Annotated in this window: 23 protein-coding genes; 12 read left to right on the top strand and 11 right to left on the bottom strand. The window is 63.4% G+C overall.

Going from position 1 to position 25,450, the window contains the following annotated elements; genetic code table 11:
- Positions 1-179: 179 nt before the first annotated feature.
- Positions 180-2,126 carry a threonine--tRNA ligase gene (gene thrS, locus DRF71_RS00865; protein WP_112308759.1) on the bottom strand — a complete coding sequence of 649 codons (1,947 nt, stop codon included), beginning with the start codon at positions 2,124-2,126 and terminating at the stop codon, positions 180-182.
- Positions 2,127-2,288: 162 nt separating this feature from the next.
- On the opposite strand from thrS, the gene DRF71_RS00860 reads away from it, so the two are divergent.
- From DRF71_RS00860 to DRF71_RS00845, 4 genes are all read left to right on the top strand, one after another.
- Positions 2,289-2,957 carry a DNA-3-methyladenine glycosylase I gene (locus tag DRF71_RS00860; RefSeq protein WP_112308758.1) on the top strand — a complete coding sequence of 223 codons (669 nt, stop codon included), beginning with the start codon at positions 2,289-2,291 and terminating at the stop codon, positions 2,955-2,957.
- Between the two features lie 146 nt (positions 2,958-3,103).
- Positions 3,104-3,868, top strand: coding sequence for an alpha/beta fold hydrolase (locus DRF71_RS00855; protein WP_112308757.1), 765 nt, complete (start codon positions 3,104-3,106; stop codon positions 3,866-3,868).
- Positions 3,869-3,913: 45 nt separating this feature from the next.
- A complete protein-coding gene (locus DRF71_RS00850; protein WP_112308756.1) occupies positions 3,914-4,192 on the top strand; it encodes a hypothetical protein in 279 nt (92 codons plus the stop codon).
- Between the two features lie 38 nt (positions 4,193-4,230).
- Complete coding sequence (locus DRF71_RS00845; RefSeq protein WP_112308755.1) at positions 4,231-4,836, top strand: hypothetical protein; 606 nt, start codon at positions 4,231-4,233, stop codon at positions 4,834-4,836.
- Positions 4,837-4,903: 67 nt separating this feature from the next.
- On the opposite strand, the gene phaZ is transcribed toward DRF71_RS00845, so the two are convergent.
- On the bottom strand, positions 4,904-6,223 hold the full coding sequence (phaZ, locus tag DRF71_RS00840) for a polyhydroxyalkanoate depolymerase (RefSeq protein ID WP_112308754.1): 1,320 nt from the start codon (positions 6,221-6,223) through the stop codon (positions 4,904-4,906).
- A gap of 158 nt (positions 6,224-6,381) precedes the next feature.
- Here phaZ and phaC point away from each other — a divergent pair, with 158 nt between their 5' ends.
- The 4 genes from phaC to DRF71_RS00820 all read left to right on the top strand — a co-directional run bounded on the left by phaC (position 6,382) and on the right by DRF71_RS00820 (position 10,715).
- Complete coding sequence (gene phaC, locus DRF71_RS00835) at positions 6,382-8,193, top strand: class I poly(R)-hydroxyalkanoic acid synthase (protein ID WP_112308753.1); 1,812 nt, start codon at positions 6,382-6,384, stop codon at positions 8,191-8,193.
- Positions 8,194-8,534: 341 nt separating this feature from the next.
- On the top strand, positions 8,535-8,984 hold the full coding sequence (locus tag DRF71_RS00830) for a phasin family protein (RefSeq protein ID WP_112308752.1): 450 nt from the start codon (positions 8,535-8,537) through the stop codon (positions 8,982-8,984).
- Between the two features lie 203 nt (positions 8,985-9,187).
- A complete protein-coding gene (gene phaR, locus DRF71_RS00825; RefSeq protein ID WP_112308751.1) occupies positions 9,188-9,745 on the top strand; it encodes a polyhydroxyalkanoate synthesis repressor PhaR in 558 nt (185 codons plus the stop codon).
- A gap of 25 nt (positions 9,746-9,770) precedes the next feature.
- Positions 9,771-10,715: a LysR family transcriptional regulator gene (locus tag DRF71_RS00820; RefSeq protein ID WP_112308750.1), complete on the top strand. Its 945-nt coding sequence runs from the start codon at positions 9,771-9,773 to the stop codon at positions 10,713-10,715.
- Positions 10,716-10,794: 79 nt separating this feature from the next.
- On the opposite strand, the gene DRF71_RS00815 is transcribed toward DRF71_RS00820, so the two are convergent.
- From DRF71_RS00815 to DRF71_RS00770, 9 genes are all read right to left on the bottom strand, one after another.
- On the bottom strand, positions 10,795-11,991 hold the full coding sequence (locus tag DRF71_RS00815; RefSeq protein WP_112309891.1) for a DegT/DnrJ/EryC1/StrS family aminotransferase: 1,197 nt from the start codon (positions 11,989-11,991) through the stop codon (positions 10,795-10,797).
- 159 nt (positions 11,992-12,150) lie between these two features.
- Positions 12,151-12,729, bottom strand: coding sequence for a sarcosine oxidase subunit gamma (locus tag DRF71_RS00810; RefSeq protein ID WP_157970850.1), 579 nt, complete (start codon positions 12,727-12,729; stop codon positions 12,151-12,153).
- Complete coding sequence (locus DRF71_RS00805) at positions 12,722-15,649, bottom strand: sarcosine oxidase subunit alpha family protein (protein WP_112308748.1); 2,928 nt, start codon at positions 15,647-15,649, stop codon at positions 12,722-12,724. Before DRF71_RS00805 ends, DRF71_RS00810 begins: the two co-directional genes overlap by 8 nt.
- Positions 15,639-15,917, bottom strand: coding sequence for a sarcosine oxidase subunit delta (locus DRF71_RS00800; RefSeq protein WP_112308747.1), 279 nt, complete (start codon positions 15,915-15,917; stop codon positions 15,639-15,641). The genes DRF71_RS00805 and DRF71_RS00800 overlap by 11 nt, the downstream gene beginning before the upstream one ends.
- A gap of 122 nt (positions 15,918-16,039) precedes the next feature.
- Positions 16,040-16,558: a hypothetical protein gene (locus DRF71_RS00795; protein WP_112308746.1), complete on the bottom strand. Its 519-nt coding sequence runs from the start codon at positions 16,556-16,558 to the stop codon at positions 16,040-16,042.
- Between the two features lies 1 nt (position 16,559).
- Complete coding sequence (locus tag DRF71_RS00790) at positions 16,560-17,048, bottom strand: hypothetical protein (protein ID WP_112308745.1); 489 nt, start codon at positions 17,046-17,048, stop codon at positions 16,560-16,562.
- A 36-nt stretch (positions 17,049-17,084) separates the two neighbouring features.
- Positions 17,085-17,672, bottom strand: a complete 588-nt coding sequence (locus tag DRF71_RS00785; protein ID WP_112308744.1) for a hypothetical protein — start codon at positions 17,670-17,672, stop codon at positions 17,085-17,087.
- Between the two features lie 7 nt (positions 17,673-17,679).
- The gene (locus tag DRF71_RS00780; protein WP_112308743.1) at positions 17,680-18,930 is read right to left on the bottom strand and encodes a sarcosine oxidase subunit beta family protein; all 1,251 of its coding nucleotides are present in this window, start codon (positions 18,928-18,930) and stop codon (positions 17,680-17,682) included.
- Positions 18,931-20,018: 1,088 nt separating this feature from the next.
- Positions 20,019-21,452, bottom strand: a complete 1,434-nt coding sequence (locus tag DRF71_RS00770) for a Glu/Leu/Phe/Val family dehydrogenase (protein WP_112308741.1) — start codon at positions 21,450-21,452, stop codon at positions 20,019-20,021.
- A gap of 450 nt (positions 21,453-21,902) precedes the next feature.
- Here DRF71_RS00770 and DRF71_RS00765 point away from each other — a divergent pair, with 450 nt between their 5' ends.
- From DRF71_RS00765 to DRF71_RS00750, 4 genes are all read left to right on the top strand, one after another.
- Complete coding sequence (locus DRF71_RS00765; RefSeq protein ID WP_157970849.1) at positions 21,903-23,747, top strand: TadE/TadG family type IV pilus assembly protein; 1,845 nt, start codon at positions 21,903-21,905, stop codon at positions 23,745-23,747.
- Entirely contained in the window at positions 23,744-24,337 is a 594-nt protein-coding gene (locus DRF71_RS00760) for a TadE/TadG family type IV pilus assembly protein (protein WP_112308739.1), read from the top strand. Before DRF71_RS00765 ends, DRF71_RS00760 begins: the two co-directional genes overlap by 4 nt.
- 12 nt (positions 24,338-24,349) lie before the next feature.
- A complete protein-coding gene (locus tag DRF71_RS00755) occupies positions 24,350-24,943 on the top strand; it encodes a TadE/TadG family type IV pilus assembly protein (protein ID WP_112308738.1) in 594 nt (197 codons plus the stop codon).
- 192 nt (positions 24,944-25,135) lie between these two features.
- Positions 25,136-25,420: a hypothetical protein gene (locus tag DRF71_RS00750; RefSeq protein ID WP_112308737.1), complete on the top strand. Its 285-nt coding sequence runs from the start codon at positions 25,136-25,138 to the stop codon at positions 25,418-25,420.
- Positions 25,421-25,450 lie beyond the last annotated feature (30 nt).

Here is a 25,450-nt window from a genome sequence, read left to right as displayed (position 1 = left end):
GTCTGTCGTTACAGGGGCAGGATGCCACGGCAGGTTTGGAAATCAAGAATTTTGCCGCGATTTCACAGGGAATCGCGAATTCATGCCGTGTTTCGGCGGAGGAAATCGTCAGAAATTAACCGAATCCGGCGGATTCTCTGACCATTTGATCAGATTCCCGGCCGGAAAGCGGCTGAATCTCAGTTCATCGGCGGCGGCAACGCGTCAAAGGCCAGCGTGCTGAGCGCGGATTCGAATCCCAAGCTTTCGGTGCGGTTCTCGCCCAGGCGGCGCAACGAAACCGTGCGCTCCTCAACCTCTTTCATCCCCACCGCCAGAATCACCGGCACTTTACCAACGGAATGTTCGCGCACTTTATAGTTGATTTTCTCATTCCGAATATCGGCTTCCGCGCGCACGCCCGCCTTTTTCAGCGCGGCGACCACCTCGTTCACATAGCCATCCGCATCCGACACGATCGAGGCCACCACCACCTGGCGCGGGGCCAGCCAGAAGGGCAGTTTGCCGGCATAGTTCTCGATCAGGATGCCGATAAAGCGCTCGAACGAGCCAAGGATCGCGCGGTGCAGCATATAGGGGCGGTGTTTCGCGCCATCCTCACCGACATATTCCGCATCCAGCCGTTCGGGCAGGTTGGGGTCGACCTGGAAAGTGCCACATTGCCATTCGCGGCCAATCGCATCGGTCAGCTTGAAATCAAGCTTCGGCCCGTAAAAGGCGCCGTCGCCCGGGTTGATCTCATAGGGCAGACCGAGATTCTCGATGGCAGATTGCAGCGCGCCCTCGACCTTGTCCCATTGCGCATCGGTGCCGATCCGGACCTCGGGGCGGGTGGAAAGCTTGATGTCGAATTTCTCAAACCCGAGGTCGCGGTAAACCGAGGACAGCAGTTTGATGAAAGCGCCGCATTCCGACTCGATCTGATCTTCGGTGCAGAAGATATGCGCGTCATCCTGGGTAAAACCGCGCACCCGCATCAAACCATGCATCGAACCCGAGGACTCGTATCGGTGACATGATCCGAATTCCGCCAGCCTGAGCGGCAAATCGCGATAAGATTTCAGCCCCTGGTTATAGACCTGGACGTGGCAGGGGCAGTTCATCGGCTTCAGCGCGTTGATACGCTTTTCCTTCGCGCCCTCTTCGTCCACCTCCACGATGAACATATTCTCGCGGTAGGCTTCCCAATGGCCGGATTTCTCCCAGAGCACCCGGTCGACGACCTGGGGCGTGCGGATCTCCTGATAGCCGGCGGCGCGCAGGCGGCCGCGCATGAAATCCTCGAGGCCGCGCCAGATCTGCCAGCCATTGGGGTGCCAGAACACCATGCCCGGCGCCTCTTCCTGGAGGTGGAACAGGTCCATTTCGCGGCCCAGCTTGCGGTGGTCGCGTTTCGCAGCCTCCTCCAGCATGGTCAGATGCGCTTTAAGGTCGTCACGGTTGCGGAAGGCAACGCCGTAAATGCGTTGCAGCATCGGGCGGGACGCATCACCCAGCCAATAGGCCCCGGCCACATGGGTCAGCTTGAACGCATCCGCCGGCACCTGGCCGGTATGTTGCAGATGCGGGCCTCGGCAGAGATCCTGCCAGTTCCCGTGCCAATACATGCGGATGTCTTCGCCGCCCGGGATCCGGTCGAGGAGCTCCACCTTAAAGGGTTCGCCGCGCTCTTCGTAGTATTTCCGCGCGCGCGCGCGATCCCAGAGTTCGGTTTTCACCGGCTCGCGGGCATTGATGATCTGCTTCATCCGCGCCTCGATGGCGCCGAGATCTTCGGGCGTGAAAGGCTCTGCGCGGTCGAAATCGTAGAACCAGCCCTGATCCCGCACCGGGCCGATGGTGACTTTCACATCCGGCCACAGCTCTTGCACCGCGCGCGCCATGATATGGGCGAGGTCATGGCGGATCAGCTCCAGCGCCGGCGCCTCATCCTTCATCGTGTTGATCGAGAGCGCCGCATCGGCAGTGATCGGCCAGGCCAGATCCCAGTGTTTGCCATCCACCTGCGCCGAAATCGCGGCTTTTGCCAGCGAGGGCGCGATGGAGGCCGCCACTTCGGCAGCGGTCACGCCGGCCTCATAGGTCCGGATATTGCCATCGGGAAAAGTCAGGGAAATCTGGGCCATTGGCCGTGCTCCTCGTCGGTCTGGTGCCTACCAAGCACCCGGTTGCGGGTTATATCCGCGCCCATTTGCGCCCGCGCCGGGCCAAGGTCAAGCGGGGGCCCGGAAAAACTTGTATGGCGGGGCCGGCTCTGCCAGCTTTGACCGGTCGGTGGAGGGCAGAAGATGCGGTCATTCGAGGAGATCCTGGCGATTGCAGCCGGGCGCAAGGGCGGCCAGGAGCAGGCGCTTGCCGGGATCATTCAGCCGCTGACGGCGGATCAGCTGGCAGCGCTGCCGGATGCGGCCTGGCTTTCGCAGATGGCGCGGGGCATTTTCCAGGCCGGGATCAGCTGGAAAGTGGTGGATGCCAAATGGCCCGGGATCGAAGAGGCGTTTCAGGGCTTCGATCCCGGGGCGGTGTCGATGCTGGATGAGGACAGGATCGAGGCGCTGGTGAATGACCGGCGTTTGATCCGTTCGGGGCCAAAGATCCTGGCGATCCGTGAAAACGCACAATTCATCCGCGATACCACGGCCGATTACGGATCTTTCGGGCGCAGGGTGGGCGACTGGCCGGATACCGATTTCATCGGGCTGCTGGCCTGGCTGGTGAAAGGCGGCAGCCGGCTTGGGGGGGCGACCGGGGCCTATATGCTGCGGCAAATGGGGAAGGAGAGTTTCCTGTTGTCACAGGACGTGACGGCGCGACTGATGGCCGAAGGGGTGATCGACGGCCCCGCCACATCGCAAAAATCCCTTCGCGCCGTTCAGGCAGCCTTTGACGGCTGGAAGGCGGAATCTGGGCGGAGTTTCAATGAAATCAGTGTCATACTCGCGCGCTCAATCGGCTGAGCCCCCACCTGCACCAGGGGCGCGGAAACCGAAACGATTTCCGGCACGATTTCTTTGAAGAAATCGTGAGGCGCGCCGGGCTGGCGGGGTCGCTCCCCCTCTGCTAGGGCTTTGCGGCGCGTAAGACGCCCGCGAAGGAGCAGCCATTGACCCAATTTCTCACCTCGCCCCAGGGGCGCCGGCTTGCCTTCAACCAGTTGGAGGGCGCCGGCCCGACCGTGGTTTTCCTTGGCGGGTTCAAATCCGACATGCAGGGTTCCAAGGCGCTATATCTTGAGGCCTGGGCGAAGGAGCAGCGGCGCGCCTTTCTGCGGCTCGACTATTCCGGACATGGCCAGTCTTCGGGCGATTTCGAAGCGGGCGCCATCGGCGACTGGGCAGCGGATGCGCTTGCGGTGATCGAAGCCCGAACCAGCGGCCCGCTGATCCTTGTCGGTTCTTCCATGGGGGGGTGGATCGCCCTCCTCCTTGCCCGCATGATCCCGGATCGGATCGCCGGGCTTGTCGGCATTGCCGCCGCACCCGATTTCACCGCCCGCACCTGGGCGGAAGAGCTGACAGATGCGCAGCGCGATCAGGTCACCGCCGAGGGGCGGATCGGGATCGCTTCGGATTACGCCGATCAGCCCTATATCTTCACCCGGCGGCTGTTTGAGGATGGCGCGCAGAACCGTGTGCTGGACCGCCCGCTGCCGCTGCCCTTCCCCGTGCGGCTCTTGCAGGGCACGGCGGATACCGATGTGCCGCCAGCGGTGGCGCTTGACCTCCTTGCCCATGCGGATGGACCCGATCTCCGGCTGACCCTGGTGAAAGGGGCCGATCACCGCTTTTCAACGCCGGACTGCCTTGCACTGATCGCGAGCAGCATCGACGAGGTTACCAGACGTGCCCAAGGCGGGTTGCCCCGGTGATCCACCGCCTTCTGGTCGCCCTGCCGGCCATTGTGCTGCTGGGGTGTGGCGCTCTGGTTCCTCGACCCGCGCGACGGCGTTGATCGCAGCATCAGCTTTGCACCTTCAGTGCCGGGCGATGACCCGGAGGTCTGGCTGCAGGTCAGCGAGCAACAATTCTCCGACATTCGCCCCGGCGCCGCGAAGCGCCTCCTCTGGGCCGGCGAAAAGGGCCGCAAGACGCCGCTTGCCATCGTCTATGTGCATGGCTTCACCGCCTCGGCCGAAGAGATCCGCCCGGTGCCGGACGAGGTCGCCCGCGCGCCTGGCGCCAACCTCTTCTAAACGCGGCTGACCCCCGCCATGGCCGCGCGCGCGAGGCCATGGCGGGGGTCGAGGCCGGCGCCTGGATCGAGGATATGGCGGAGGCCATGGCAATCGGCCGCAGCCTTGGCGACCGGGTGATCGTGATCGGCACCTCGATGGACGGCGCGCTGAGCGCAATTGCCGCCACCGACCCGCAGCTTTCCGAAGGAATTTCCGTTATCATGCTGATTTCGCATGATTTATCCCTGAACGGACCGGCGATCTGGCTGATGCCCCCCTTCCCCAGGCTCTGGACACCGCTGGTGCTGGGATCTGTGCAGGTGACCGCGCCGGTCAATAGCGGGCATAAGAAGTTCTGGGCGACCCGCTGGCCGACGGCGGCGCTTTGCCCGCCGGGTGTGCTGATGCGAGAGGCGCGGGCCGCCGATTACACCCGCGCCATGATGCCGCTGCTGGTGCTGTATGCCCCCGGGGATCAGGGGATCGACCCCAGGGCGATTGCGCCGGTCATTGCCAGCTGGGGCGGCTCGGTCGAGATGCGGGAGCGAAGGATGCAAGCGGGCGACGCCCCCTATGCGCATGTCATCGAGGGGGATGTCCTCTCGCCCGGCCAGAATGAGGCGGTGACCGGGCTGATCCTCGCCTGGGCGCACGGTATCTGAACCGTCAGACAGCAAAAAGAGCCCCGGGCGAGTTTTGGGGCCCTTTTTATCGCAACAGTGACCGGCCTCAGCCCGCCAGATCGGCAGGCCTGTCGGTCGAGCTGGCCAGCCGGATCGGCGTCACGGTTTTCGCGCGCTTGCGCTCGGGCTTCGGCGGCGCCGCATTGGCGTCGATGAAGTCCAGCACCAGCGGGCGGATATTCAGCCGCCAGGACTTGCCGGCAAAGATGCCATAATGGCCGGCGCCGGGTTCCAGATGCTGCGCCTTTTTCGAAGGCGGCAGGCCGGTCAGCAGGTCGAGCGCCGCAAGGCATTGGCCGGGCGCGGAAATATCGTCATTCTCGCCCTCGACGATCTTGACCGCAACGCGGGTGATCGCACCGATATCGACATGTTTGCCCTTCACCGTAAAGGCATTGCGGGCGATCTCGCGGTTCTTGAAAATCCGCGCCACCGTCGAGAGGTAGAATTCGGCGGTCATATCCATCACCGCCAGATATTCATCGTAAAAGCGGTTATGCGCGTCGTGATCCGAGGCCTCTCCCTGCGCCTCGCGCATGATCTGATCGGAAAAGGCCTTGGTGTGACGCTCGGCATTCATCGAGATGAAGCCCGCCAGCTGCAACAGGCCCGGATAGACCAGCCGCCCGGCGCCCTTATATTTAAAGCCGACACGCTGGATCATAATATGCTCCAGCTGCCCCATGGTCATCCGATTGCCGAAATCGGTCACCTCGGTCGGATTGGCATCGGGATCGACCGGCCCCCCCATCAGCGTCAGCGACCGCGGCTGGGCCTCGGGATCTTCCTGCGCCAGCCAGGCAGTGGCGGCCAGCACCAGCGGCACCGGCTGGCAGACCGCGACCACATGGGTGTCCGGCCCCAGCTCTTTCAGGAATTCCGCGATGTAAAGCGTGTAATCCTCGACATCGAAAGTGCCGGCCGAAACCGGAATGTCACGCGCATTATGCCAGTCTGTTACCCAGACATCGGCATCTGGCAGCAAAGAGGCCACGGTGGACCGCATCAGGGTGGCGTAATGGCCCGACATCGGCGCGACGATCAGGATGCGGCGGGCCATCGGCTCGCGCCGGCGGACGAAGAACTGCACCAGATTGCCGAAGTCGCGCTCAAGCGTGATTTTCTCATCGACCAGGTGGTCCTGGCCATCGGGGCCGACCACGGTGCGGATGCCCCAGTCGGGTTTTGCAACCATGCGCGCAAAGCTGCGCTCGGTCACTTTGCCCCAGGCAGCCATCATCGGCAGCAGCGGATTCATCGAAAGCGCGAAGATCGGATAGCTTGCCAAAGCCTGCATGGACGCGCCCAGCCACTCATTTGTGTTACGGGCGCTTTCCATCACGTCATAGGTGGCCATATACTTCAAATCACGTCTCCATACCCGTCTGGGTCAGCCCTGGTCTCAGCCGGAGTGGACCCGCACCTGCGCCCCGCGCGCGACTGGTCCGGGCCCATATGGTCTAAGCAGGGCGGGGCAGGAGTCGTTATGCTGCGCAGCAGCAAAGTTAGGGGGGAAATTTTGTTATGACAACTACCGAAAAAAAAGAAGAAACGGATAGTGTCGCACGGATGGAACGGCTGAACGCCAATCTTGCCCGTGTCGAAGAGCTGACACAGCGCCTGACAGCCGCGGTTTCCGCGCGGCGGGCGCATGATTCCGCCCTGGATGGCCCGGCCGCCGATGTCTATGTCAAGGCAGCCGCTGCCTGGGTTGCCGGCATGATGCGCGACCCCGCCAAAGTGCTGGAACATCAGATCGGCTATTGGGGCAAGACGCTGAAACATTATGTCGAAGCGAATCAGGTGCTTGCCAAAGGTGAATTCAAAGCCCCGCCCGATCCAGGCCCGAAAGACCGCCGCTTTGCCAACCCGCTTTGGGAAACGCATCCGTTTTTCAACTATCTCAAACAGCAATATCAGCTGAATTCCGAGGCCATGACCCATGCGGTCGGCGATATGGCCACGCTTGCCCCCGAAGATCGCCGCCGGGTGGACTATTTCACGAAACAGATTGTTGACATGTTCTCGCCGACGAACTTCCTCGGCACCAATCCGGATGCACTGGAACGCGCGGTCGAGACCGATGGTGAAAGCCTCGTCCAGGGGCTTGAGAACCTCGTCCGCGATATGGAGGCCAATAGTGGCGAGCTGGTGGTGACACTGGCCGATAAAGAGGCCTTTACCGTGGGCGGCAATATCGCCACCGCCGAGGGCTCGGTCGTTTATCGCAACCGGATGTTCGAGCTGATCCAGTACAGGCCGACCACCGAAAAGGTCCATAAGACTCCGCTGCTGATCTTTCCGCCCTGGATCAACAAATTCTACATCATGGATCTGAAGCCGCAAAATTCGCTGATCCGCTGGATCGTCGATCAGGGTTTCACGCTGTTCGTGGTGTCCTGGGTGAACCCGGATGCCTCTTATGCCGATGTCAGCGTCGATGACTATATCCGCGACGGCTATCTGCGCGCGATGGCCGAGGTGCGGCGCATCACCGGCGAAAAGCAGATCAATGCGGTCGGCTATTGCATCGCGGGAACCACGCTGGGGCTGACGCTGGCGCATTTGCAAAAGGCCGGCGACAAGACGGTGAAGACAGCGACCTTCTTCACCACGCTCACCGATTTCTCGGATCCCGGCGAGGTGGGCGTATTTCTCGACAATGATTTCGTCGACGGGATCGAGCGGCAGAGCGCCCAGGACGGCGTGCTCTCCAGCGTCTTCATGCAGCGCACCTTCAGCTTCCTGCGCTCGAATGACCTGATCTACACGCCCGCGATCAAGAGCTATATGATGGGCGAGGCGCCGCCGGCCTTTGATCTCTTGTTCTGGAATGGCGACGCAACCAACCTGCCGGCAAAGATGGCGGTCGAATATCTGCGCGGGCTTTGCCAGAATGACGGTTTCGCAAAGGGCGAATTCCTGGTGTTCGGCGAGCCGGTGAGCCTGTCCCAGGTGCAGGTGCCACTTTGCGCCATTGCCTGCGAGACCGACCACATCGCGCATTGGAAGGGCAGCTTCAACGGCATCCGGCAGATGGGGTCAAAGGACAAGACCTTCATCCTGTCGGAATCCGGCCATATCGCAGGGATCATCAACCCGCCCTCCAAGGGCAAATATGGCCACTGGACCAGCGAGGCCCCGCCCGAGGGCACGCCCGAGGCCTGGCTTGCAGGTGCAGAAAAGACCCCGGGCAGCTGGTGGCCCCGCTGGGGCGCATGGCTTGCCGCCTCTTCCGGACCGATGGTGAAGGCGCGGCCCCCCGGCGGGCCGGATAACCCGGTGCTCTGCCCCGCCCCCGGCACCTATGTGAAATCGGAGCCGGCAAAAGCCTGACCCGCCCCGGGCATTGGATGATTCGAAAAAGCCAGGATTTCCTGGCTTTTTTGCTGTCCAAGCTGGCCGGAGATACGCGGATTTCCGCTACGTCACCCGCAGTCTGATGCGGTGCTGACGGGGCCCAGACGGCAGCACCAGACCGGAGGACCCGAAAATTGCGTGGATTCCCAATTGCCTGCATGACGGGCCGCTCTGCGGCTTTTGTCACCGCCCTGTGATGCGGGCATGCTAATGCTGCATTGCAGAATAATCCTTGAAATGCTGCATCGCAGCATGTATATATTGGTTCAGGAAACGGGCTGACCTGCTGCAAACGCCCGCTGTTCAGGAGAATTGAAATGACCAAGACCACCGACTTCACCAAAGTGTTCCAGGACGTCATGGCTTCGTTCCCGGTTGATGCTTCGGCTTTCCAGAACGCATTCAAAACCCAGGCCGCTTTCGGCGAGAAATTCTCGAAAGTCGCTCTCGAAGCCGCTGAGAAATCGACCGAGATCTCGGCTTCCTGGGCCAAAGAGACCTTCTCGCGTCTGGGCGACATCACCAAAGCCAAGACCGACCCGGCTGACTATAGCAAAGCCGTGACCGATTTCGCTTCGAAAGCTGCCGAAGCTGCTGCCGAAAACATGGCTGCCTTCGCTGAAATCGCGAAAAAAGTCCAGGTCGAGACCGTCGAGCTGCTGCTCGCCGCCGGCAAGGAAGCTCAGGAAGACGCAACCGCCGCCGTGAAAAAAGCCTCTGCCGAAGTGCAGTCGGTTGCCAAAAAAGCCACCGCCGCCGCGAAGTGATCGCAGCCTGGTGACAGCCCGGACCGGCGCGCCCTCCTCCCCGGCGCCGGCAGGGTTTCAGCTTTGAGCGGGCTCGGTCGAGCCCGCTCTTGCTTTTTGATCAGACGCGCAGCTAAGCTTCTCTGCAAGCGCAAACGGATTTGACGCCCCGTCGACAGACTTCGCGGCGGCAGCCACCGTAAATCCCCGGGGAGGAGAGCTAAATGTCCGGTACCGACAAGCCATTGCTGATCAAGCGCTATGCGAGCCGCCGCCTCTACAATACCGAGACCTCGGATTATGTGACGCTGGAGGATATTGCCGGCCTGATCCGCAAAGGGCGCGAGGTGCAGATCATCGACCTCAAGACCGGCGATGACCTGACGCGGCAATATCTGTTGCAGATCGTGGCCGAACATGAATCCAAGGGTCAGAATGTGCTGCCGGTGAATGTGCTGACCGATCTCGTGCGCAGCTATACGACCGGCATGCAGGCGGTGATGCCGCAATTCCTTGCAACCTCGTTTGAGATGCTGCGCGACAGCCAGTCGAAACTGGTCGAGAATTTCTCGACCTTCCCCAATCCGATGGCCTCGGTGCCGGGTTTTGATGCGCTGCGCAAACAGCAGGAAGCCTTTCTCAAGACGTTGATGGGCGGGGTGTCGGGCTGGCCGGGCGCCTCTTCGGGGCCAGAACCCGAGGCGACCGAGGAAAAGGGCGAGGATCTCGCCGATATCCGCAAGCAGCTGGCCGAGTTGCAGGCAAAGCTGTCCAAACTCTGAAACCAGATCCGGCGCGGGGAGGATCATGGCGGAAACCGAGGGCCGCGTGACGCTCTGGGGCATCGAGGTTTTCCTCGCCGCCGCCGAAGAGGGTGCAATCTCCGCTGCCGCGCGGCGGCTGGGGGTCAGCCCTTCAGCGGTCAGCCAGCAGCTGACCGGGCTGGAAAGCGCGCTCGGAACGGTGTTGCTGGATCGCGGCGCGCGGCCGGTGCGGATGACGCCGGCAGGAACCATGTTCCGCCGCCATGCCCAGACCATGCTGAATGCCGCCCAGGAGGCGCGGGCAGAGCTGGCGCGCTCGGACCTGGCGGGGCTGACGACGCTCCGGCTCGGGATGATCGAGGATTTCGAGGCCGATGTGACGCCGCGGCTGCTGTCCTCGCTGGCACGGGAACTGCCCGGCTGCCGCTTCCTGCTGGAGACCGGCCCCTCGCACCGGCTGTTGGAAAAGCTTGACGCGCGGGCACTGGATATAGTGGTGGCGGCGGATCTGCCTGGCGAAGGGAACTGGGAGGGGGAGCGCGAACAGCATCCGATCCTGCGCGAGCCCTTTCTCGCCATCCGGCCGAAATCCGGCGCGGCGGATCTGCCGCTGATCCAGTATTCCGCGCGCCATCTGATGGGCCGCCAGATCGCGGCGCATCTGATCCGCGAGGGTCAGCGCCCGGCGGCGCGGTTCGAACTCGACAGCTATCACGCGATCCTCGCCATGGTGGCCGGAGGCGAAGGCTGGGCAATCCTGCCGCCGCTGGCGCTGCACCAGGCGCGCCGCTTCCGATCCGAGGTCGAGGTCGCTCCCCTGCCCTTCGCGGCGCTGTCGCGCAGCCTGTCGCTGGTGGCGCGGACGGACGTGCTGCGCGATATCCCGGCGCTGATCGCGGGCAGGCTGCGGCTTCTGGTGCGCGAAGAGGTCCAGGCCCCGGCGCTCGCCGACTGGCCCTGGCTGAAAGACCAGCTGTCAGTTCTGTGAAAAACGGCCCGCCAGAGACGGGCCGGGAAACGAAATCTTCAAAGATTTCGGACCGGTTTCTTGCAAGGAACCGGGGGTTTCAACCCTTGATGGCTGTCACCGAGTCGAGCACCGCCCTGGCCAGATAGTTCAGCTCATCATGGTTCAGCCTGACCGGCAGCCGCATATCGCAGGCGCGCATCAGCATTGCTCTTGTCATCGGCAGTTCCGGCGTCTCGCCGAGGAATTGCCAGTTCCAGAAGGCCCGCGCATTGCCCTCGGAGAGGCCGAAAATCTGCACCGGCACCCCTCTCGTCTTCGCCTCGGCCTGGAAAGCCCGTGCCTCGGCATCCGTCCAGTCGCCGATCAGGCTGAACTGGATCGAATCCGGCGCACGTTCCTCGGGCGCGAGCGCCTGCGGCACCGAGAGCCAGGGACTCTCATTCAGCTGAGCCGCCACATGGTCATGGTTCGCGCGGCCTTTCGTCACCCGATCCGCCAGCATCGGCAGTTGCGGCCGGATCACCGCCGCGGAGAGATTCTGCATCCGCACATTGTACAAAGGCAGTTTGTTCTGCCAATGACCGAAGCTGTTTTGCAGCCCCCCATGCTTCTTCCAGTTTTCCTCATAGGCGCCCGACATGATGATCGCGCGCGCGGCAAGCTCGGGATCATCGGTGATCAGCATGCCGCCCTCACCCGCATTCACCATCTTATAAGACTGGAAGCTGAAACAGCCCGCGCGGCCGATCGTTCCCAGCTTCCTGCCGTGCCACAGCGTGCCCAGACTATGCGCCGCATCCTCGATCACCGGGATGCCGGGCGCATCAGCGAGCGCGCAGATCGCATCCATATCCGAGGTATGACCGCGCATATGGCTGATCAGCACCGCATCGGCACCCGGCAGTTTCGCTTTGAAATCAGCGATGTCGATGCGCATATCCTGGCCGACCTCGACCAGAACCGGCACACATTCGGCATGGACCACGGCCGAGGGCACCGCCGCAAAGGTGAAAGCCGGGATCAGCACCTTCGCGCCAGGGCGAAGATCCAGTGCCTTCATCGTCAGGAACAGAGCCGCCGAACAGGACGACACGGCAAGCGCATATTTCGCGCCCAGAAGCTCGGCAAATTCAGCCTCCAGCAGCGCGACCGGCGCGTCTTTCGGCGCGTTGTAGCGGAAGAGATCAGCCGATTGCAGCAGCTCTTCGATCGCGGCACGGGCGGCGGCCGGGATCGGCTCGGCCTCATGCAGATCGGGGACCCTTTCGGAGAGGCGTGGGCTGGTTTTTTCCATCACCGGGTTCTGACCATCGGCAGCCATGTTCAGCTTTCCTGAAAACTCTATTCAGAAAGCATTTAAACCCATGCCCTGCGACATGCCAGTGACGAATTTCCGACAGGCCGGTTTCCGCCAGTTTTTTCGTCCCATCCAGGGCCCCCAAAAGAGAAAATTCTACCCCACCGGAGCGGTCGGCACCGGCCTGGCCTGTTCGGCGGCCTGCCGCGCCGCGAGGCGCTCCAGCACCGCGGCCAGCTCATGCCAGGCGCTGCGCGCCATCGAGCGGAACACCCGGATGTGGAACCCGGCCCGGCCCTCGCGCAGGATGATCGCGGGGATATGGTTCAGCGCGGTCCGGATCACATGGCCGACCGGAAAGGCGGCAAGCCGCAGATCGGGCGTCACCAGCCGCGCCAGCGCCGCCTCGCCGCCCTCGCCGGAAAGCGAAAACCCTGCCCAGGCGCCGGTCTGGTCGGTCACGGCAGCAAAAGCCTCCAGCCCGGGCGGGGCTGCGCCGCCCAAAAGGAAGGCCTGGTCGCGCCCGGTCCAGATCAGGCGCAGATCGCCGGCGCTGCTGCTTTGCCCCGGCGTGGGGAATGCAAGGCCCAGGGGGGCGAGAACCGGCGCCAGATCCACCCCGGGAAAGGGCGCAATCGACCAGACTGGGCCCGGCGGCAGGGTTGCAAGAACCAGCCCCGCCCCGGTCGCCGGGCGCTGCCCGTCCAGTGCCGTTTTTGCGATCAGCTCAGCCACGCATCCGCCCTCCATCAGGGTCGAAGAACACCGGATGGGTGACTTCGCATTCCACATCAATGCCGCGCAGGTGGTCAACCAGCCGGATCGTTTCACCATGCCGCGCCCGGCCATCGGTCAGGAAGGCCAGCGCCAGCCAGCTGTCCAGCACCGGCGAGTAGCAGACCGAAGTGACATAACCCTGATCATTCTCGCGCTCGACCGCAAAGCCGGGGCGGAAAAGATGCGCGCCGGCGGAAACGGGCGCGCCGGCCTTCAGCCCGACCAGCTGCTCGCGCTCGGGTCCCCAGAGGCCTGGGCGCTGGCTGGCCGCCTTGCCGATACAATCCTTCTTCGCGCTGACCATGCCCGCGAGGCCCACATCATCCGCCGAGACCCTTCCATGGATCTCGGCATGGGTCAGAAATCCCTTCTCGATCCGCAGGACATTGAGCGCCTCCATCCCGTAGGGGCCGCCGCCCATGGTCTCGGCCCGGGCGAGCAGATCGCGGAACAATGCCTCGCCGTAATCGACCGGCACCGCCAGCTCATAGCCCTCTTCGCCGGAAAACGAGATGCGGAAAAGCCGCGCCTGAACACCGCCGACCGTCACCGGCACGACACCCATGAAGGGCAGATCGCCCAGGGGCTGATCCAGCACGCTGTCGATCAGCGCGCGCGCCTTTGGCCCGGCCACGGCAAATTGCGCGAAAGCCTCGGTGACCGAGATGATGCGCAGCTTCCAGGTCGCGCAAAAGGCCTGTTGCACGAAATCGAGATGGCGCATCACCTGGCCCGCTGCCGCGGTGGTGGTCGTCATCAGGTAATGGTTTTCCGCCAGCCGCGCCGAGGTGCCATCATCCATGACAAGACCATCTTCGCGCAGCATCAGCCCGTAGCGCACCTTTCCGACCGGCAAAATGCTGAATGTATTGGTATAAACCAGATCGAGAAACCGCCCCGCATCCGGCCCCTGAATGTCGATCTTGCCCAAAGTCGAGACATCGCAGACGCCGACAGCGCCCCGCACCATCAGGACCTCGCGGTCACAGGCCTCGCGCCAGGTGGTCTCGCCCGGTTTCGGGAAATACGAGGGGCGATACCAGAGCCCGGCCTCGATCATCGGTGCCAGCCGGTCGCGCGAGGCCTGGTCCGAGGTCAGGAAACGTTCCGGCGCGAAGCCTTTGGCGCGGCCCCCTGCCCCCATCGCGGCGATGGAAACCGGCACATAAGGCGGGCGGAAGGTGGTGGTGCCGGTTTCGGGAATGCCGCGCCCGGTGGCATCGGCCAGCACCGCCAGCGCCGCCACATTCGAATTCTTGCCCTGATCCGGCGCCATGCCCTGCGTCGTGTAACGCTTCATATGCTCGACGCTGGCGAAATTTTCGACCGCCGAGAGTTTCACATCCTTGACCGTCACATCATTGGCGAAATCGAGCCAGGCACGGCCCTTTGCGCCGCTGGCCCCTTCGACCGACCAGATCGCCCGCTGGGTGTAAGGCGCATCCTCGGCCGCCGGCAGCGCGAGATCGGGGGCGCGCAGATCCAGCGCAGCCAGCGCCTGTTCCGCCGCAAGCCTGCCGGTGGCCAGCGCGCCATGGGTGGAAAAGCTGCCATTCGCGGCACCCGCCGCTGACAGCCCCGGCACCGCGCCCCCGACCGGCACGAAAGCCGCCAGTTCTTCGGACCAGCGCGGGCGGGCATTCATGTGGCAGGTCAGGTGCAAAGCCGGATTCCAGCCGCCCGAGACCGCGAGGCAATCGGTCTCGATCTGAAAGCTTTCGGAGCCTTTGCGCACCGTAATCGCCTTCAGCCCGTGGCGGCCCCGGGTATCGGTCACCACCGCGCCGGTATGGACCGGGCAATCCTCGACCACCGAGGCATCCTCTCTCGGGTCGATGATCGCCGCAACCTGGACACCGGCGGCCATCAGATCGCGCGCGGTCTGGCGGGCATGGTCATTGGCGGCAAACAGCGTCACCCGCTTGCCAGGACTTACGCCGAAGCGGTTGAGGTAGGTCTGCACTGCCGAGGCCAGCATGATGCCGGGGCGGTCATTCATCGGGAAAGCGATATGGCGCTCCTGCGCGCCCGAGGTCAGAACCGCGCGTTTCGCCACGATGCGCCAGAAACATTCGCGGGGCAGATTGGGGCGGGGAGAGCGGTGGAGGCCCACGCGTTCCAGCGCGCCGTAAGTGCCATTGTCATAGGCGCCGGTCACGGTGGTGCGGGTCATTATGCGCAGATTGGGCAGGCTGCGCAGTTCCGCCTCGACCGCATGCACCCATTGCGCAACCGGATCGCCACCGATCAGTCCGCCCTGCGCGATCAGGCGGCCGCCGGTCAGCGGCTGTTCCTCGGTGAGGATCACATCGGCCCCCGCCCGCGCGGCGGTCAGCGCCGCCATCAGCCCGGCAGGCCCCGCCCCGATCACCAGAAGGTCACAATGCGCCCAGGCCTTCTCGTAAACGCCCTCGTCATGGACCTTTGCGAGACTGCCAAGCCCCGCGGCGCGGCGGATAATGGGCTCGTAAAGCCCCTCCCAGAAATGGCGCGGCCACATGAAGGTCTTGTAGTAGAACCCGGCGCTGAGAAAGGGCGAGATCAGGTCATTCACCGCCATCAGATCATGGCGCAGGCTGCCGAGCCGGTTCTGGCTGCGGCTTTCCAGCCCGTCGAAAATCTCTTGCATCGTGGCGCGGGTATTGGGGGTGCGGCTGGTTTTTCCGATCACCTCGACCAGCGCGTTCGGCTCTTCCGATCCCGCCGTCAGCACGCCGCGCGGGCGGTGATATTTGAACGAGCGCCCGAAGAGTTTCACCCCATTGGCCAGCAGGGCCGAAGCCAGCGTATCCCCCCTGAACCCGGTATAGTCGCGCCCGTCAAAGCGGAACCTCACCTCGCGTGAGCGGTCGATGATGCCTTTGCCCTCAAGCCTCATCCCGGCCCCCTTTGCGATCCGCCACCAGCTCGACGCCGGTGATTTCATGGGTGATCGTGTTGCGGCTGACCAGAAGCCAGGCGGCACAGCCCTGGTCGTGATACCAGAGATCACGGGTCGGCCCGGCAGGGTTGTCGCGCAGGTGGAGGTAATTGTCCCATGCCTCAGCGGGCGCGCCGGGGTCGGGGCGGCTGAGATAATCCCCGGCCCCGTAATAAGTGAATTCCCGGCGATCACGCGGGCCGCAAAGCGGGCAGGTCAGTCGCATATCAGGCTCTCCGCATTGGACGGCGGGGGTGTGGCCAGGGGCGCAAAGAGGGGCGCTGCCCCTCGGCCCTTGCGGGCCTCACCCCGGGATATTTCCGGACAGATGAATACAACGGCATCGGTCTACTCCAGGCCCGGGCAGGCCGAAGCGGGGGCGCGGGTCAGGCGGCAGGTGGTTTTGCCGCTGCCCTCTTCGGGCAGGTCGCTGAGCCCGCCACAACCTTCCTCTGCCCCGACGCCCGGGACGTCGCGGGTGAAGCTGTGCGTTTCGATTTCAAGACTGTCGCCTTGGGCGCTGCGGATGGTGAAACTGCTGCCATCGCATTCGACCTGGCAGGTGGTTTTGCCGCCGGTCTCACCACAGAAGGCGATCTGGCGGCAGCTGCGTTTCGCGATCCCCTCGGTGCTGGCGCGGCCCTGACCCGAGAAGCGGCCGGTGGCGGTGACATAGCCATTGCCCCGGGGGGCGGGCCCAGGGCTGATCCTGAGCGAGGCGACATGGTGTTTCGTTTTTTTGACCGGATGGCCTACCGGATAGTCGCGGGCAAAACAGCCCTGCGGGATCCGGGCAAGGGCCGGGCCGGCGATCACAGCGGCAGAAGTGTTCAGGGCGGCAGGAGCAAGAGCGGTCAGAACGTGCATGTCAGTCAACTCCCCGGCAGGTGGCGGCATCGGCGCGTGCCAGGCGACAGGTGGTTTTGCGTCCATCGGTTTCGGCCAGATCCGAGATCGCCTCGCAGCCCTCGCCATTCCGGAGCGCGAAATAATCGGTGGAGATTTCCAGCTGGTCGCCTGTGAACGAGCGGATCAGGAAGGTGCCGCCATCACATTCGACCATGCACAGGATGCCGTCTTTTTGCTCGTTGCAAAAGGCGCCTTGCGTGAAATACGCGCCGCCAGGCCCCTCGCGCCTCGCCCTGCCCTGATCGGCGAAGCGGCCGATCACATCGACCAGCAGGTAGTCGGTATCGGGGCTGCGGCGGAAATTCAGCCGGAGCGCCGCGACATGCTGGTTCGGGTTCTTGCCCAGATGCGCGGCGGAATAGTCGCGGGCGAAGCAGCCCAGCGGTTCCCGTGCGAGGGCGGGCGGTGCAATCGCCAGGGCAAGAGCGGTAGACATCATGCGGCGCATCAGGCGCTCCCTTTGTTCAGTTGGGGACAGCCGGAATCAGGGACATTCAGAGATCCGCAGGCTTGCAAGCGGCGATTGCGGAGCCACAGGAGGCTCATCAAAGAAATTGGCTGCGGAAAGATCAGCGGCCTGAAATTCGAGGTAAACCTCATAGCCGATCACCCCACCCGCCCGGATGAATTCACCCTTTCCGGAGCGACAGTCATTTTGGGTCAAACGCTGTGCCAGCGCAGTCTTCCATGCGCTACCACCGCCGCCATCAGCAGTCTGGGTGGCAAGGATCGCCTCACGCGCCTCCAGCGGAAAACTGAGCCGCACGCGGGTCAGCGCAAGCGGCACCGGTCCCTCCGGTGGCCAACTGAGGGGCGCGCCGGAAAGCGCATCCTGATCACGAATGCCGTGTATCTCGGCCCGAAGGCCCGTCATCACCGGCGCGATACGGCAGGGCTCTTTGATACCCGCGATTCGCAACGCTCTGCGGATCTCGCGCGCGACGAGGCAGCCGGGGTCTTCCGGCCCCCATTCTGTGGCGCGAAAGTCAGGGGAACAGAGATCAACATCGGCCAGTGCCGGCGCGGTGCCGGATCCGGTCAAAGCGATCAGCAGGAGGGCAAGCGTGCGCATCTGCCCCTCAATGCAGGTTATGCTGGCTGCCGGTGCCTTCCTCATCGAGGAGGTGGCCGGTCGCGAAGCGGTTCAGGCGGAAGCGGCGGGCGACTTCGTGGCTCTCATTGGTGGCCATCAGATGCGCCATGCACCAGCCCGAGGCCGGCACCGCTTTGAAGCCGCCATAGTTCCAGCCGCAGTCGAGAAACAGCCCGTCAATATGGGTCTTGTCGATGATCGGAGAGCCATCCGGCGTCATATCCATCACCCCCCCCCAGGAGCGCAGCACTTTCGCGCGCCCGATCATTGGCATGAGCGTCATGCCGGCCTCCATCACATGTTCGACCATGGGCAGATTGCCGCGCTGCGCGTAAGAGGTGTAGAAATCCAGATCGCCGCCGAAGACGAGGCCACCCTTGTCGGACTGGCTGATATAGAAATGCCCCATGCCGAAGCTGATCACATGGTCGATCACCGGCTTCAGCCCTTCGGTCACGAAGGCCTGAAGGATGTGGGATTCCACCGGCAGCCGCATCCCCGCCATCGCCGCGACCTGACCCGAGCGGCCGGCGGTGATGATCGCGACCTTGTCGGCGCGGATGACGCCGCGCGTGGTCTGGACGCCGCGCACCTTGCCCCCTTCGATGTCGATGCCGGTGACCTCGCAATTCTGGATCAGATCGACGCCCCGGCGATCGGCTCCCCGCGCATAGCCCCAGGCCACGGCATCATGGCGGGCGGTGCCGCCCCTCGGGTGCAAAAGCCCGCCATAGACCGGAAAGCGGGTCTGTTCGAAATCGAGATACGGCAACAGCTCGCGCACGCCGTCCTGGTCCAGCAGCACCGCATCATCGCCCTGGTTGATCATCGCATTGCCGCGCCGCGCAAAAGCATCGCGCTGACCGTCGGAATGGAAAAGATTGATCAGCCCGCGCTGGCTGTGCATCACGTTGTAGTTCAGATCGGCCTCCAGCCCCTCCCAGAGCTTCAGGCTGTGCGAATAGAATTCGGAATTCCCCGGCAGGAAGTAATTGGCGCGCACGATGGTGGTGTTGCGGCCCACGTTGCCGCCGCCGAGATAGCCCTTTTCCAGCACGGCGATATTGGTCATGCCATGGTTCTTGGCGAGGTAATAGGCGGTGGAAAGCCCATGACCGCCGCCGCCGATGATCACCGCATCATAATGCGCTTTCGGCGCCGGATCGCGCCAGGCCGGTTTCCAGCCGCGATTGCCACGCAGACCTTCGAGAACGACTTTCCAGCCTGAGTAACGCATCTCGCACCTCGGGAATCCTCGGCCCTATCTGACAGCGAAGCCGGGAGGATTACAACGGGATGCGCGATCCCCCCGTCCGCACCAGGCGAGCGCAACCCGGGGCCACTTGCCGCATATGGCTCCTGCAGGGCAGGATGTCCGGCACATCCGGCGCCCGGAGCGCGGCTTTCCCTGCCCGTCGCGGATCTTTGCCTGATGCCAATGCGGGCGACAGGCCGATGAAAACCGCGCGTTGTCGCAGCGCTGGCCACAACCCCGATGGGAGGGTGACGGCCAGGCTGATCGCGGTATCGGATGTGTCGGGCTGGCTGATGATGTCGGATCGGCCCCGACCTTTGCCTGCGGGATGATCCGGGGCCGGCGGCAAAGCGCGCATGAAAGCTGGTCGCGGAGCGGGGCCGGTTTTCAGTTGCGGTCCGGATTTCGGCTTCTTGACCCGGATCAAAGCGAAAATGCTGCGGGGGGGTGGCGCAAGGGCGCCCCTGGCACCGCCGCAGGGATATCCGATCATGGTCAGCATCCTGCCGATACCGGGGCCCCGGGGCGAGGGGAACCCGGTTGCAGCGGCGACGCCCTTTGGCCTGACGGAGGCAAAGCGGCGGGGCTCCTGCCCGCAGGCGATGGCACCGGCAGCGCAGAACGGCGCCGGGGCGGCTTTCGGCCTGCGAGAGAGGGTTTCGCCTCTGCCCCTCCCGCGACAGCGGTGTCACGGAGGTCGTCACCGAAGACAGCGGCAGATCGGGCCACCCCGGCGCGCAGAGGCGAAGGGTAAAAACCACTGGTCGCGCAGCCTGTGACATTGAGCTGGCAGAGTTTCGGCGAGGCCTGGCGCGTGATGCGCCGCGAGAAGTCCGCCGCCTCCGGCTTATGGCCGCAAGCCGCCGCAGATCGGGCGGTGTCTGCCGTTTCGATTTCAGCACCGCCAGTCTGATGCTCCGCCAGTCTGTTGCGGCGCCGGGCTGTTGCGGCGCCGGACGACAGCCGCGAACCACAGGTCGGGCCGCGGGCGCGGCCCCGGAACGCCCCGGCCCGCAGCCATCAGGCGGGCCGGGTTTCGCGCCCGCCCCCGCCCTAAAGACCCCCCGCCCTTACAGGCCCTTGGACCGGTAGGTCTTCGCCACCCGGTCGATGGCGACGATATAGGCGGCGGTGCGCAGATCCTCGACATCCTCGCGGCCATGCCAGACCTCGCGCATCGACTGATAGGCGGTGCGCATCGTGTCATCGAGACCGGAGCGCACCAGCGCCAGCTCGTCCGAGCCCTGCAGGAACCGCTCTTTGAAGTCATCCGCCAGCGTCCAGCCGAGACCGCGATCCGAGGACAACCGTTCAAGCTCCTCGACCAGCAGCCGCGAGCGCGCCTCTTCCGCCCGCCGCTGCATGCGGCCAAAGCGGATATGCGAAAGGTTCTTGACCCATTCGAAATAGGACACCGTCACGCCACCGGCATTGGCATACATATCGGGGATGATGATCTTGCCCTTGAGGCGCAGGATTTCATCGCCGCCAAAGGTGATCGGACCATTGGCGGCCTCGATGATCAGCGGCGCGCGGATGCGGTCGGCATTGGTCTTGTTGATCACGCCTTCCATCGCGGCGGGGATCAGGAGGTCGCATTCCCCTTCCAGCAGGCTGGCGCCGTTTTCGATAAAGGTGCCGCCGGGGAAGCCTTTCACGCCGCCATTGCGGGCGATCCAGTCGCGCACGGCCTCGACATCAAGGCCTTTCGCATCGCTCAGCGCGCCATCGCGCTCGATAATGCCGATGATCTTGCAGCCATCTTCCTCGGAAAGGAATTTCGCCGCGTGATAGCCCACATTGCCAAGGCCCTGGACGATCACCGTCTTGCCCCCCAGCCCGGCCGTCAGCCCGGTCAGCGCCACATCACCCGGATGGCGGAAGAACTCGCGCAGCGCATATTGCACGCCGCGCCCGGTGGCCTCGACCCGGCCCTGGATGCCGCCGGCATGCGGTGGCTTGCCGGTGACGCAGGCTTTCGCGTTGATATCGGTGGTGTTCATCCGCGCATATTGATCGGCGATCCAGGCCATTTCCCGCTCGCCCGTCCCCATATCCGGGGCCGGCACATTCTGCGCCGGATGGATCAGGTCACGCTTGATCAGCTCATAGGCAAAGCGGCGGGTGATCAGCTCCAGCTCATGCTCTTCCCACTGGCGCGGGTCGACGCAGAGCCCGCCCTTCGAGCCCCCGAACGGCGTTTCCACCAGAGCGCATTTATAGGTCATCAGCGCCGCCAGCGCCTCAACCTCGTCCTGGTGGACGGAAAGCGCATAGCGGATGCCGCCCTTCACCGGCTCCATATGTTCGGAATGGACCGAGCGATAGCCGGTGAAGGTCTCGATCTTGCCGCGCAGACGCACACCGAACCGCACCGTATAGGTCGAGTTGCAGACCCGGATCTTCTGCTCAAGCCCCGGGCTCAGATCCATCAGCCGAACCGCGCGGCTGAACATCAGATCAACGGAATCGCGGAAACTCGGCTCGTCAGCGGTCTGCAGCATCGTGAAACTCCTCCGGGGGTAAACCATGGCCTCCCGCCATGTCTTCACAGAGTTACCGTTCTTTCTGCCTGACCCAAGGCCCAGAATGATCAAAAAACAGTCAGACCTGGACTGGTTGCAGCGGGTTTTCGGCAAAGTGATTCGTATCGGTCAATGTTTTGTAAAGAATTAACGGCCGCGAATTCCCCTTCGGGTTGCGCAGGGCTGTTCACTCTCACCGCACAATCCAAATTTGGGCGGGTTCATCGTTTCTTTGACACCGGAAAGTCCGGCCCGGAACGAAGCTCCGCCACAATTCCGGCGGAAGAATGAGGCAGTTTCACCATGGGCCAGAACGCCCGGATTTCAAATGCAGCATGCCGGGGGGCGATGCGGCTTTGCCGGGTTGCAGGCTTTTATTTGGTAAATGAACCGGCTGACAGACAGCCCGGGGAACAGGGACGTGGTTGGATGAAGAACATTGCATTTGAAGGACTGACTGTGCGCCTTGCGCGCCAGATGCAGCAGTTCGCCCGGGAGGAGCGCGGCTCCATCGGCGCGGTGATGGTGTTTTTCTTCTTCTGGATGATCGTGCTGGGCGGCATCGCGGTCGATGTGATGCGCTTTGAGACGCAGCGCGTTGCGGTGCAGAACACGCTGGATCGCGCCGCGCTGGCGGTTGCCAATATGAACTCTGCCCTGACCACTGACGAGGTCCATACAACCCGCCAGGCCAAGGCGGACTACATCGTCGGGGACTATTTCTCGAAGGCCAATCTTGAGAAGAACCTGGCCTATGTGCGGCTTGACGACGGGATGAACTACCGCGTCGTCGAGGCCCGCGCCGATGTGCATTCGCACAATATCTTTATGAATCTGATCGGGATCCCAACGCTCGACACCATGAATACCTCGATCGCCGAACAGCGGATCACCGATATCGAGATCATGCTGGTGCTCGACGTCTCGGGTTCGATGGCCGGGGCCAAGATCGACAACCTGCGCATTGCTGCAGCAGACTTCATCGACCAGGTGAAGGAATCGGACAACGAGAACCGCATCTCGATCGGGGTTATTCCCTACAACGCGCAGGTGAACCTGGGTCAGAAACTGCGCGAGCAGTACAATATCCGTGATCTGCACGGTGTTGCCTATTCGAACTGCGTCGAACTGCCGATCGGGTCGGATGCCAATAACATCTTCCAGACGCTTGCGCTTTCGACCTCTTACGAGATGCCGCTGATGACGGCTGCGGATACCCAGTCCGCCTCGTCGACCGACAACACCTATTTCAACTGGCGGGACCAGAGCAACGCGAGCCAGTCCAGACTGATCGGCACCGCCGCCGCCCGCTGGTGCAACCCGAACACATCCACCGAAATCACGCTGCCGACCAAGGACGCTGAAGCCGCCAAAGCCGGGATCAACGCGCTGCAGGCCAGCGGCAATACCTCGATCCTGCTGGGAATGCGTTGGGCGACCGCGCTGATCGACCCATCGGCCCGTGGCGTCTACTCGGCGCTTATCGCGGATCGCTCCATGGATTTAGAGATGTATGGCCGTCCCTTCGAATATAACGACGCCAACACCACCGATGATGACTCGCTCAAGGTGATCGTGTTGATGACGGATGGCGAGCATGTGGCCCACAAGCGGATCGCCAATGGCTACAAGACCGGAGAAGCGACCATCTCCTTCTCGTACCGCCCCAACAACTCCAGCTCGAACGTATCCGACAGGGCGACGATCTGGCGGTCGGCGGGTGGTGAATGGTCGGTCTTCTTTGCCAGCAAGGTTGTGAACAGCAATATCTGCGGCAGCCGGCCTTTCTGGGTTCCCTCGACCGGAACCTGGCAGAACCGTCCCGAAGGTGCGCCGGCTGCACGCCCCGACTGCTTCAACCCCACGCGGACCTACACCCCCGGGCAGCCATCGATCGCGCAATGGGAGGACGTCTGGGCCTTGATGCGGATGAACTATGTCGTGCGTCAGTTCTTCGGTCGTGCCCTTGGAGCCAATAACAGCGCCAACCGCACCAATGTCTCTAATGGCGTGCTTGGCGTTCTGTACCAGGAATATGCCAGCGTGGCGGAGATGAACAACCGCCTCGCCGCCAACTGCAACGCTGCCCGCAATGCCGGTATTCTGGTCTACGGGATCGCCTTCCAGGCGCCCGCTGCCGGCCGGAACGCCATCCAGAGCTGCACCTCGGTGCCCGCCTCGACCTATTACTTCGACGTGACCGAAACCGCAAAGATCCAGGACGCATTCCGACTGATCGCGACCAATCTGAGCCAGCTGAAACTGACGCAATGAAAATCAGGTCCAATTCATATCTTGGCCGCCGGCTGCGCCATCTGTGGCACTGCGAAGACGGGGTGGCGAATATCGAGCTCGCCTTCTGCATTCCCGTCCTGCTGATGCTTTTCATGGCGTCGATGGAAGCGGGTCTCTTCATGGTGCGCAGCGCCATGCTCGAGCGCGGCCTCGATCTCGCGATGCGCGACTACCGCCTCGGCCGGATGCGCAGCATGGATTACGAAGAAATCCGTTTCCGGGTTTGCCAGTTCACACTGGCGGTGGCCGATTGCCCGACCAACCTGAAAGTCTGGATCGAGCCGGTCAACACCAATACCACCCCCTGGACCCTGCCGGGACGACAGACCAATGCCAGCGGAGACCGGGATTATTTCTGCGGCAACCGCAACCAGGATATTGTCGCGCCGGTTCCGGGCCGTGTTGCGCCCGAATTCGCCGCGCAAAACCAGATCATGCTGATCCGGGTCTGTGCGCTTGAGGACCCGATTTTTCCCTCGACCTATTTCTCGCAACGCCTGACCAGGGATTCGATCACCGGACGCTATGCGATCAGCACTGCAACCGTTGTCGTGACCGAGCCGATCTGAGGAGAGACTGCCATGCTGATCTGGTCACGCAAACGGGTACAAAGATTCGCGCTGGACGAATCCGGCGTCATCATGACCGAATTCCTTATCGTGCTGCCGCTTTTGACCTGGTCGATCATGGCCCTGGTCGTCTGGTGGGACACCTGGCGCACCATCAACGAGGGCCAGAAAGCCGCCTATGCCATTGCCGATCTGATCTCGCGGCAAAGCGAGATCAACATGAATTACGTCAATGGCATGGAAACCGTGATGGAAGGGCTGATGGGCCGGCCGAACGTGATCTCCATGCGGATCACCTCGGTGCAGTGGAACTATGACCCGATCACCGGAGAGGGCGATTACACGGTCATCTTCTCGCGCTCGCCGAACGGGAAAAAGAACCCGCTGAGCTATGCGGATGTCAATGGGGCGACCGCCGACCTGATCCCGGTGATGAATCCCGGAGAAACCACGGTGATTTTGGAAACCTGGACTGCGTATCAGCCCTCCCTCGATGTTGGTATCCCGGCCACTGGTATCCGCAACTTCATCGTGACCAAGCCGCGCTATTTCCTCAAGGTCTGCCTGTCGGAAAGCATGGCGACCTGCCCGGTCGAGGTGTCCTGACACCGGCCCCCTGGGGCACAGCCAGGGCAAAGGGCCGCCCGCAACCGCGCGCGGCCCTTTCGCATTTCCGCCCATCGCGCCACCATTCCACGCCCTTTGCATCCGCGCGGGCTTTCGCGGACCGGGCCGAGCGGATAGTGTCACCGCCGGAGGCGGCCGAACCGCCCCCCTCACCCGCCAGGCAAGCCGCAGATGACACGCCTTCCGCTTTTCCTTCCGCTGATCGCGCTTTTGGGCTGTGCGCCCTTTCCCGAGATCGGCCCCCTGCCCGATGCCTCCGGCCCGCCGCCGGCGCTTTTGCCGATGGATGCGGTGCTGGCCCAGGCCCCGTCGGGACGCATCTCGGCCTCGACCGGCGAGGCGCTGGCCACCCGCGCCGCGCGGCTGCAAAACCGCGCCCGGCTGATGAAGGGGCCCGTGCTGGACCCCGCCACCCGCGCCCGCCTCGCTGCTGCGATTGCCGCCGGCAAGGCCTGAGCGCCGTCGCGACCGACAGGCATGACCTGA

It is taken from the genome of Pseudogemmobacter bohemicus (genome assembly GCF_003290025.1).
GTDB classification, from domain to species: Bacteria; Pseudomonadota; Alphaproteobacteria; order Rhodobacterales; family Rhodobacteraceae; genus Pseudogemmobacter; species Pseudogemmobacter bohemicus.
This window is presented reverse-complemented; position numbering and strand designations above follow the sequence as displayed.

Excerpts from the sequence above, each read along its gene's own strand:
- DRF71_RS00780 (WP_112308743.1), bottom strand. The coding sequence starts at position 18,930 with ATGCGTTACTCAGGCTGGAAAGTCGTTCTCGAAGGTCTGCGTGGCAAT.
- DRF71_RS00785 (WP_112308744.1), bottom strand. The coding sequence starts at position 17,672 with ATGCGCACGCTTGCCCTCCTGCTGATCGCTTTGACCGGATCCGGCACC.
- DRF71_RS00830 (WP_112308752.1), top strand. The coding sequence starts at position 8,535 with ATGACCAAGACCACCGACTTCACCAAAGTGTTCCAGGACGTCATGGCT.
- DRF71_RS00795 (WP_112308746.1), bottom strand. The coding sequence starts at position 16,558 with ATGCACGTTCTGACCGCTCTTGCTCCTGCCGCCCTGAACACTTCTGCC.
- DRF71_RS00765 (WP_157970849.1), top strand. The coding sequence starts at position 21,903 with ATGAAGAACATTGCATTTGAAGGACTGACTGTGCGCCTTGCGCGCCAG.
- DRF71_RS00760 (WP_112308739.1), top strand. The coding sequence starts at position 23,744 with ATGAAAATCAGGTCCAATTCATATCTTGGCCGCCGGCTGCGCCATCTG.
- DRF71_RS00800 (WP_112308747.1), bottom strand. The coding sequence starts at position 15,917 with ATGCGACTGACCTGCCCGCTTTGCGGCCCGCGTGATCGCCGGGAATTC.
- DRF71_RS00770 (WP_112308741.1), bottom strand. The coding sequence starts at position 21,452 with ATGCTGCAGACCGCTGACGAGCCGAGTTTCCGCGATTCCGTTGATCTG.
- thrS (WP_112308759.1), bottom strand. The coding sequence starts at position 2,126 with ATGGCCCAGATTTCCCTGACTTTTCCCGATGGCAATATCCGGACCTAT.
- DRF71_RS00860 (WP_112308758.1), top strand. The coding sequence starts at position 2,289 with ATGCGGTCATTCGAGGAGATCCTGGCGATTGCAGCCGGGCGCAAGGGC.
- phaC (WP_112308753.1), top strand. The coding sequence starts at position 6,382 with ATGACAACTACCGAAAAAAAAGAAGAAACGGATAGTGTCGCACGGATG.
- DRF71_RS00815 (WP_112309891.1), bottom strand. The coding sequence starts at position 11,991 with ATGGAAAAAACCAGCCCACGCCTCTCCGAAAGGGTCCCCGATCTGCAT.
- phaR (WP_112308751.1), top strand. The coding sequence starts at position 9,188 with ATGTCCGGTACCGACAAGCCATTGCTGATCAAGCGCTATGCGAGCCGC.
- DRF71_RS00845 (WP_112308755.1), top strand. The coding sequence starts at position 4,231 with ATGGCGGGGGTCGAGGCCGGCGCCTGGATCGAGGATATGGCGGAGGCC.
- DRF71_RS00820 (WP_112308750.1), top strand. The coding sequence starts at position 9,771 with ATGGCGGAAACCGAGGGCCGCGTGACGCTCTGGGGCATCGAGGTTTTC.
- DRF71_RS00790 (WP_112308745.1), bottom strand. The coding sequence starts at position 17,048 with ATGCGCCGCATGATGTCTACCGCTCTTGCCCTGGCGATTGCACCGCCC.
- DRF71_RS00750 (WP_112308737.1), top strand. The coding sequence starts at position 25,136 with ATGACACGCCTTCCGCTTTTCCTTCCGCTGATCGCGCTTTTGGGCTGT.
- DRF71_RS00805 (WP_112308748.1), bottom strand. The coding sequence starts at position 15,649 with ATGAGGCTTGAGGGCAAAGGCATCATCGACCGCTCACGCGAGGTGAGG.
- DRF71_RS00755 (WP_112308738.1), top strand. The coding sequence starts at position 24,350 with ATGCTGATCTGGTCACGCAAACGGGTACAAAGATTCGCGCTGGACGAA.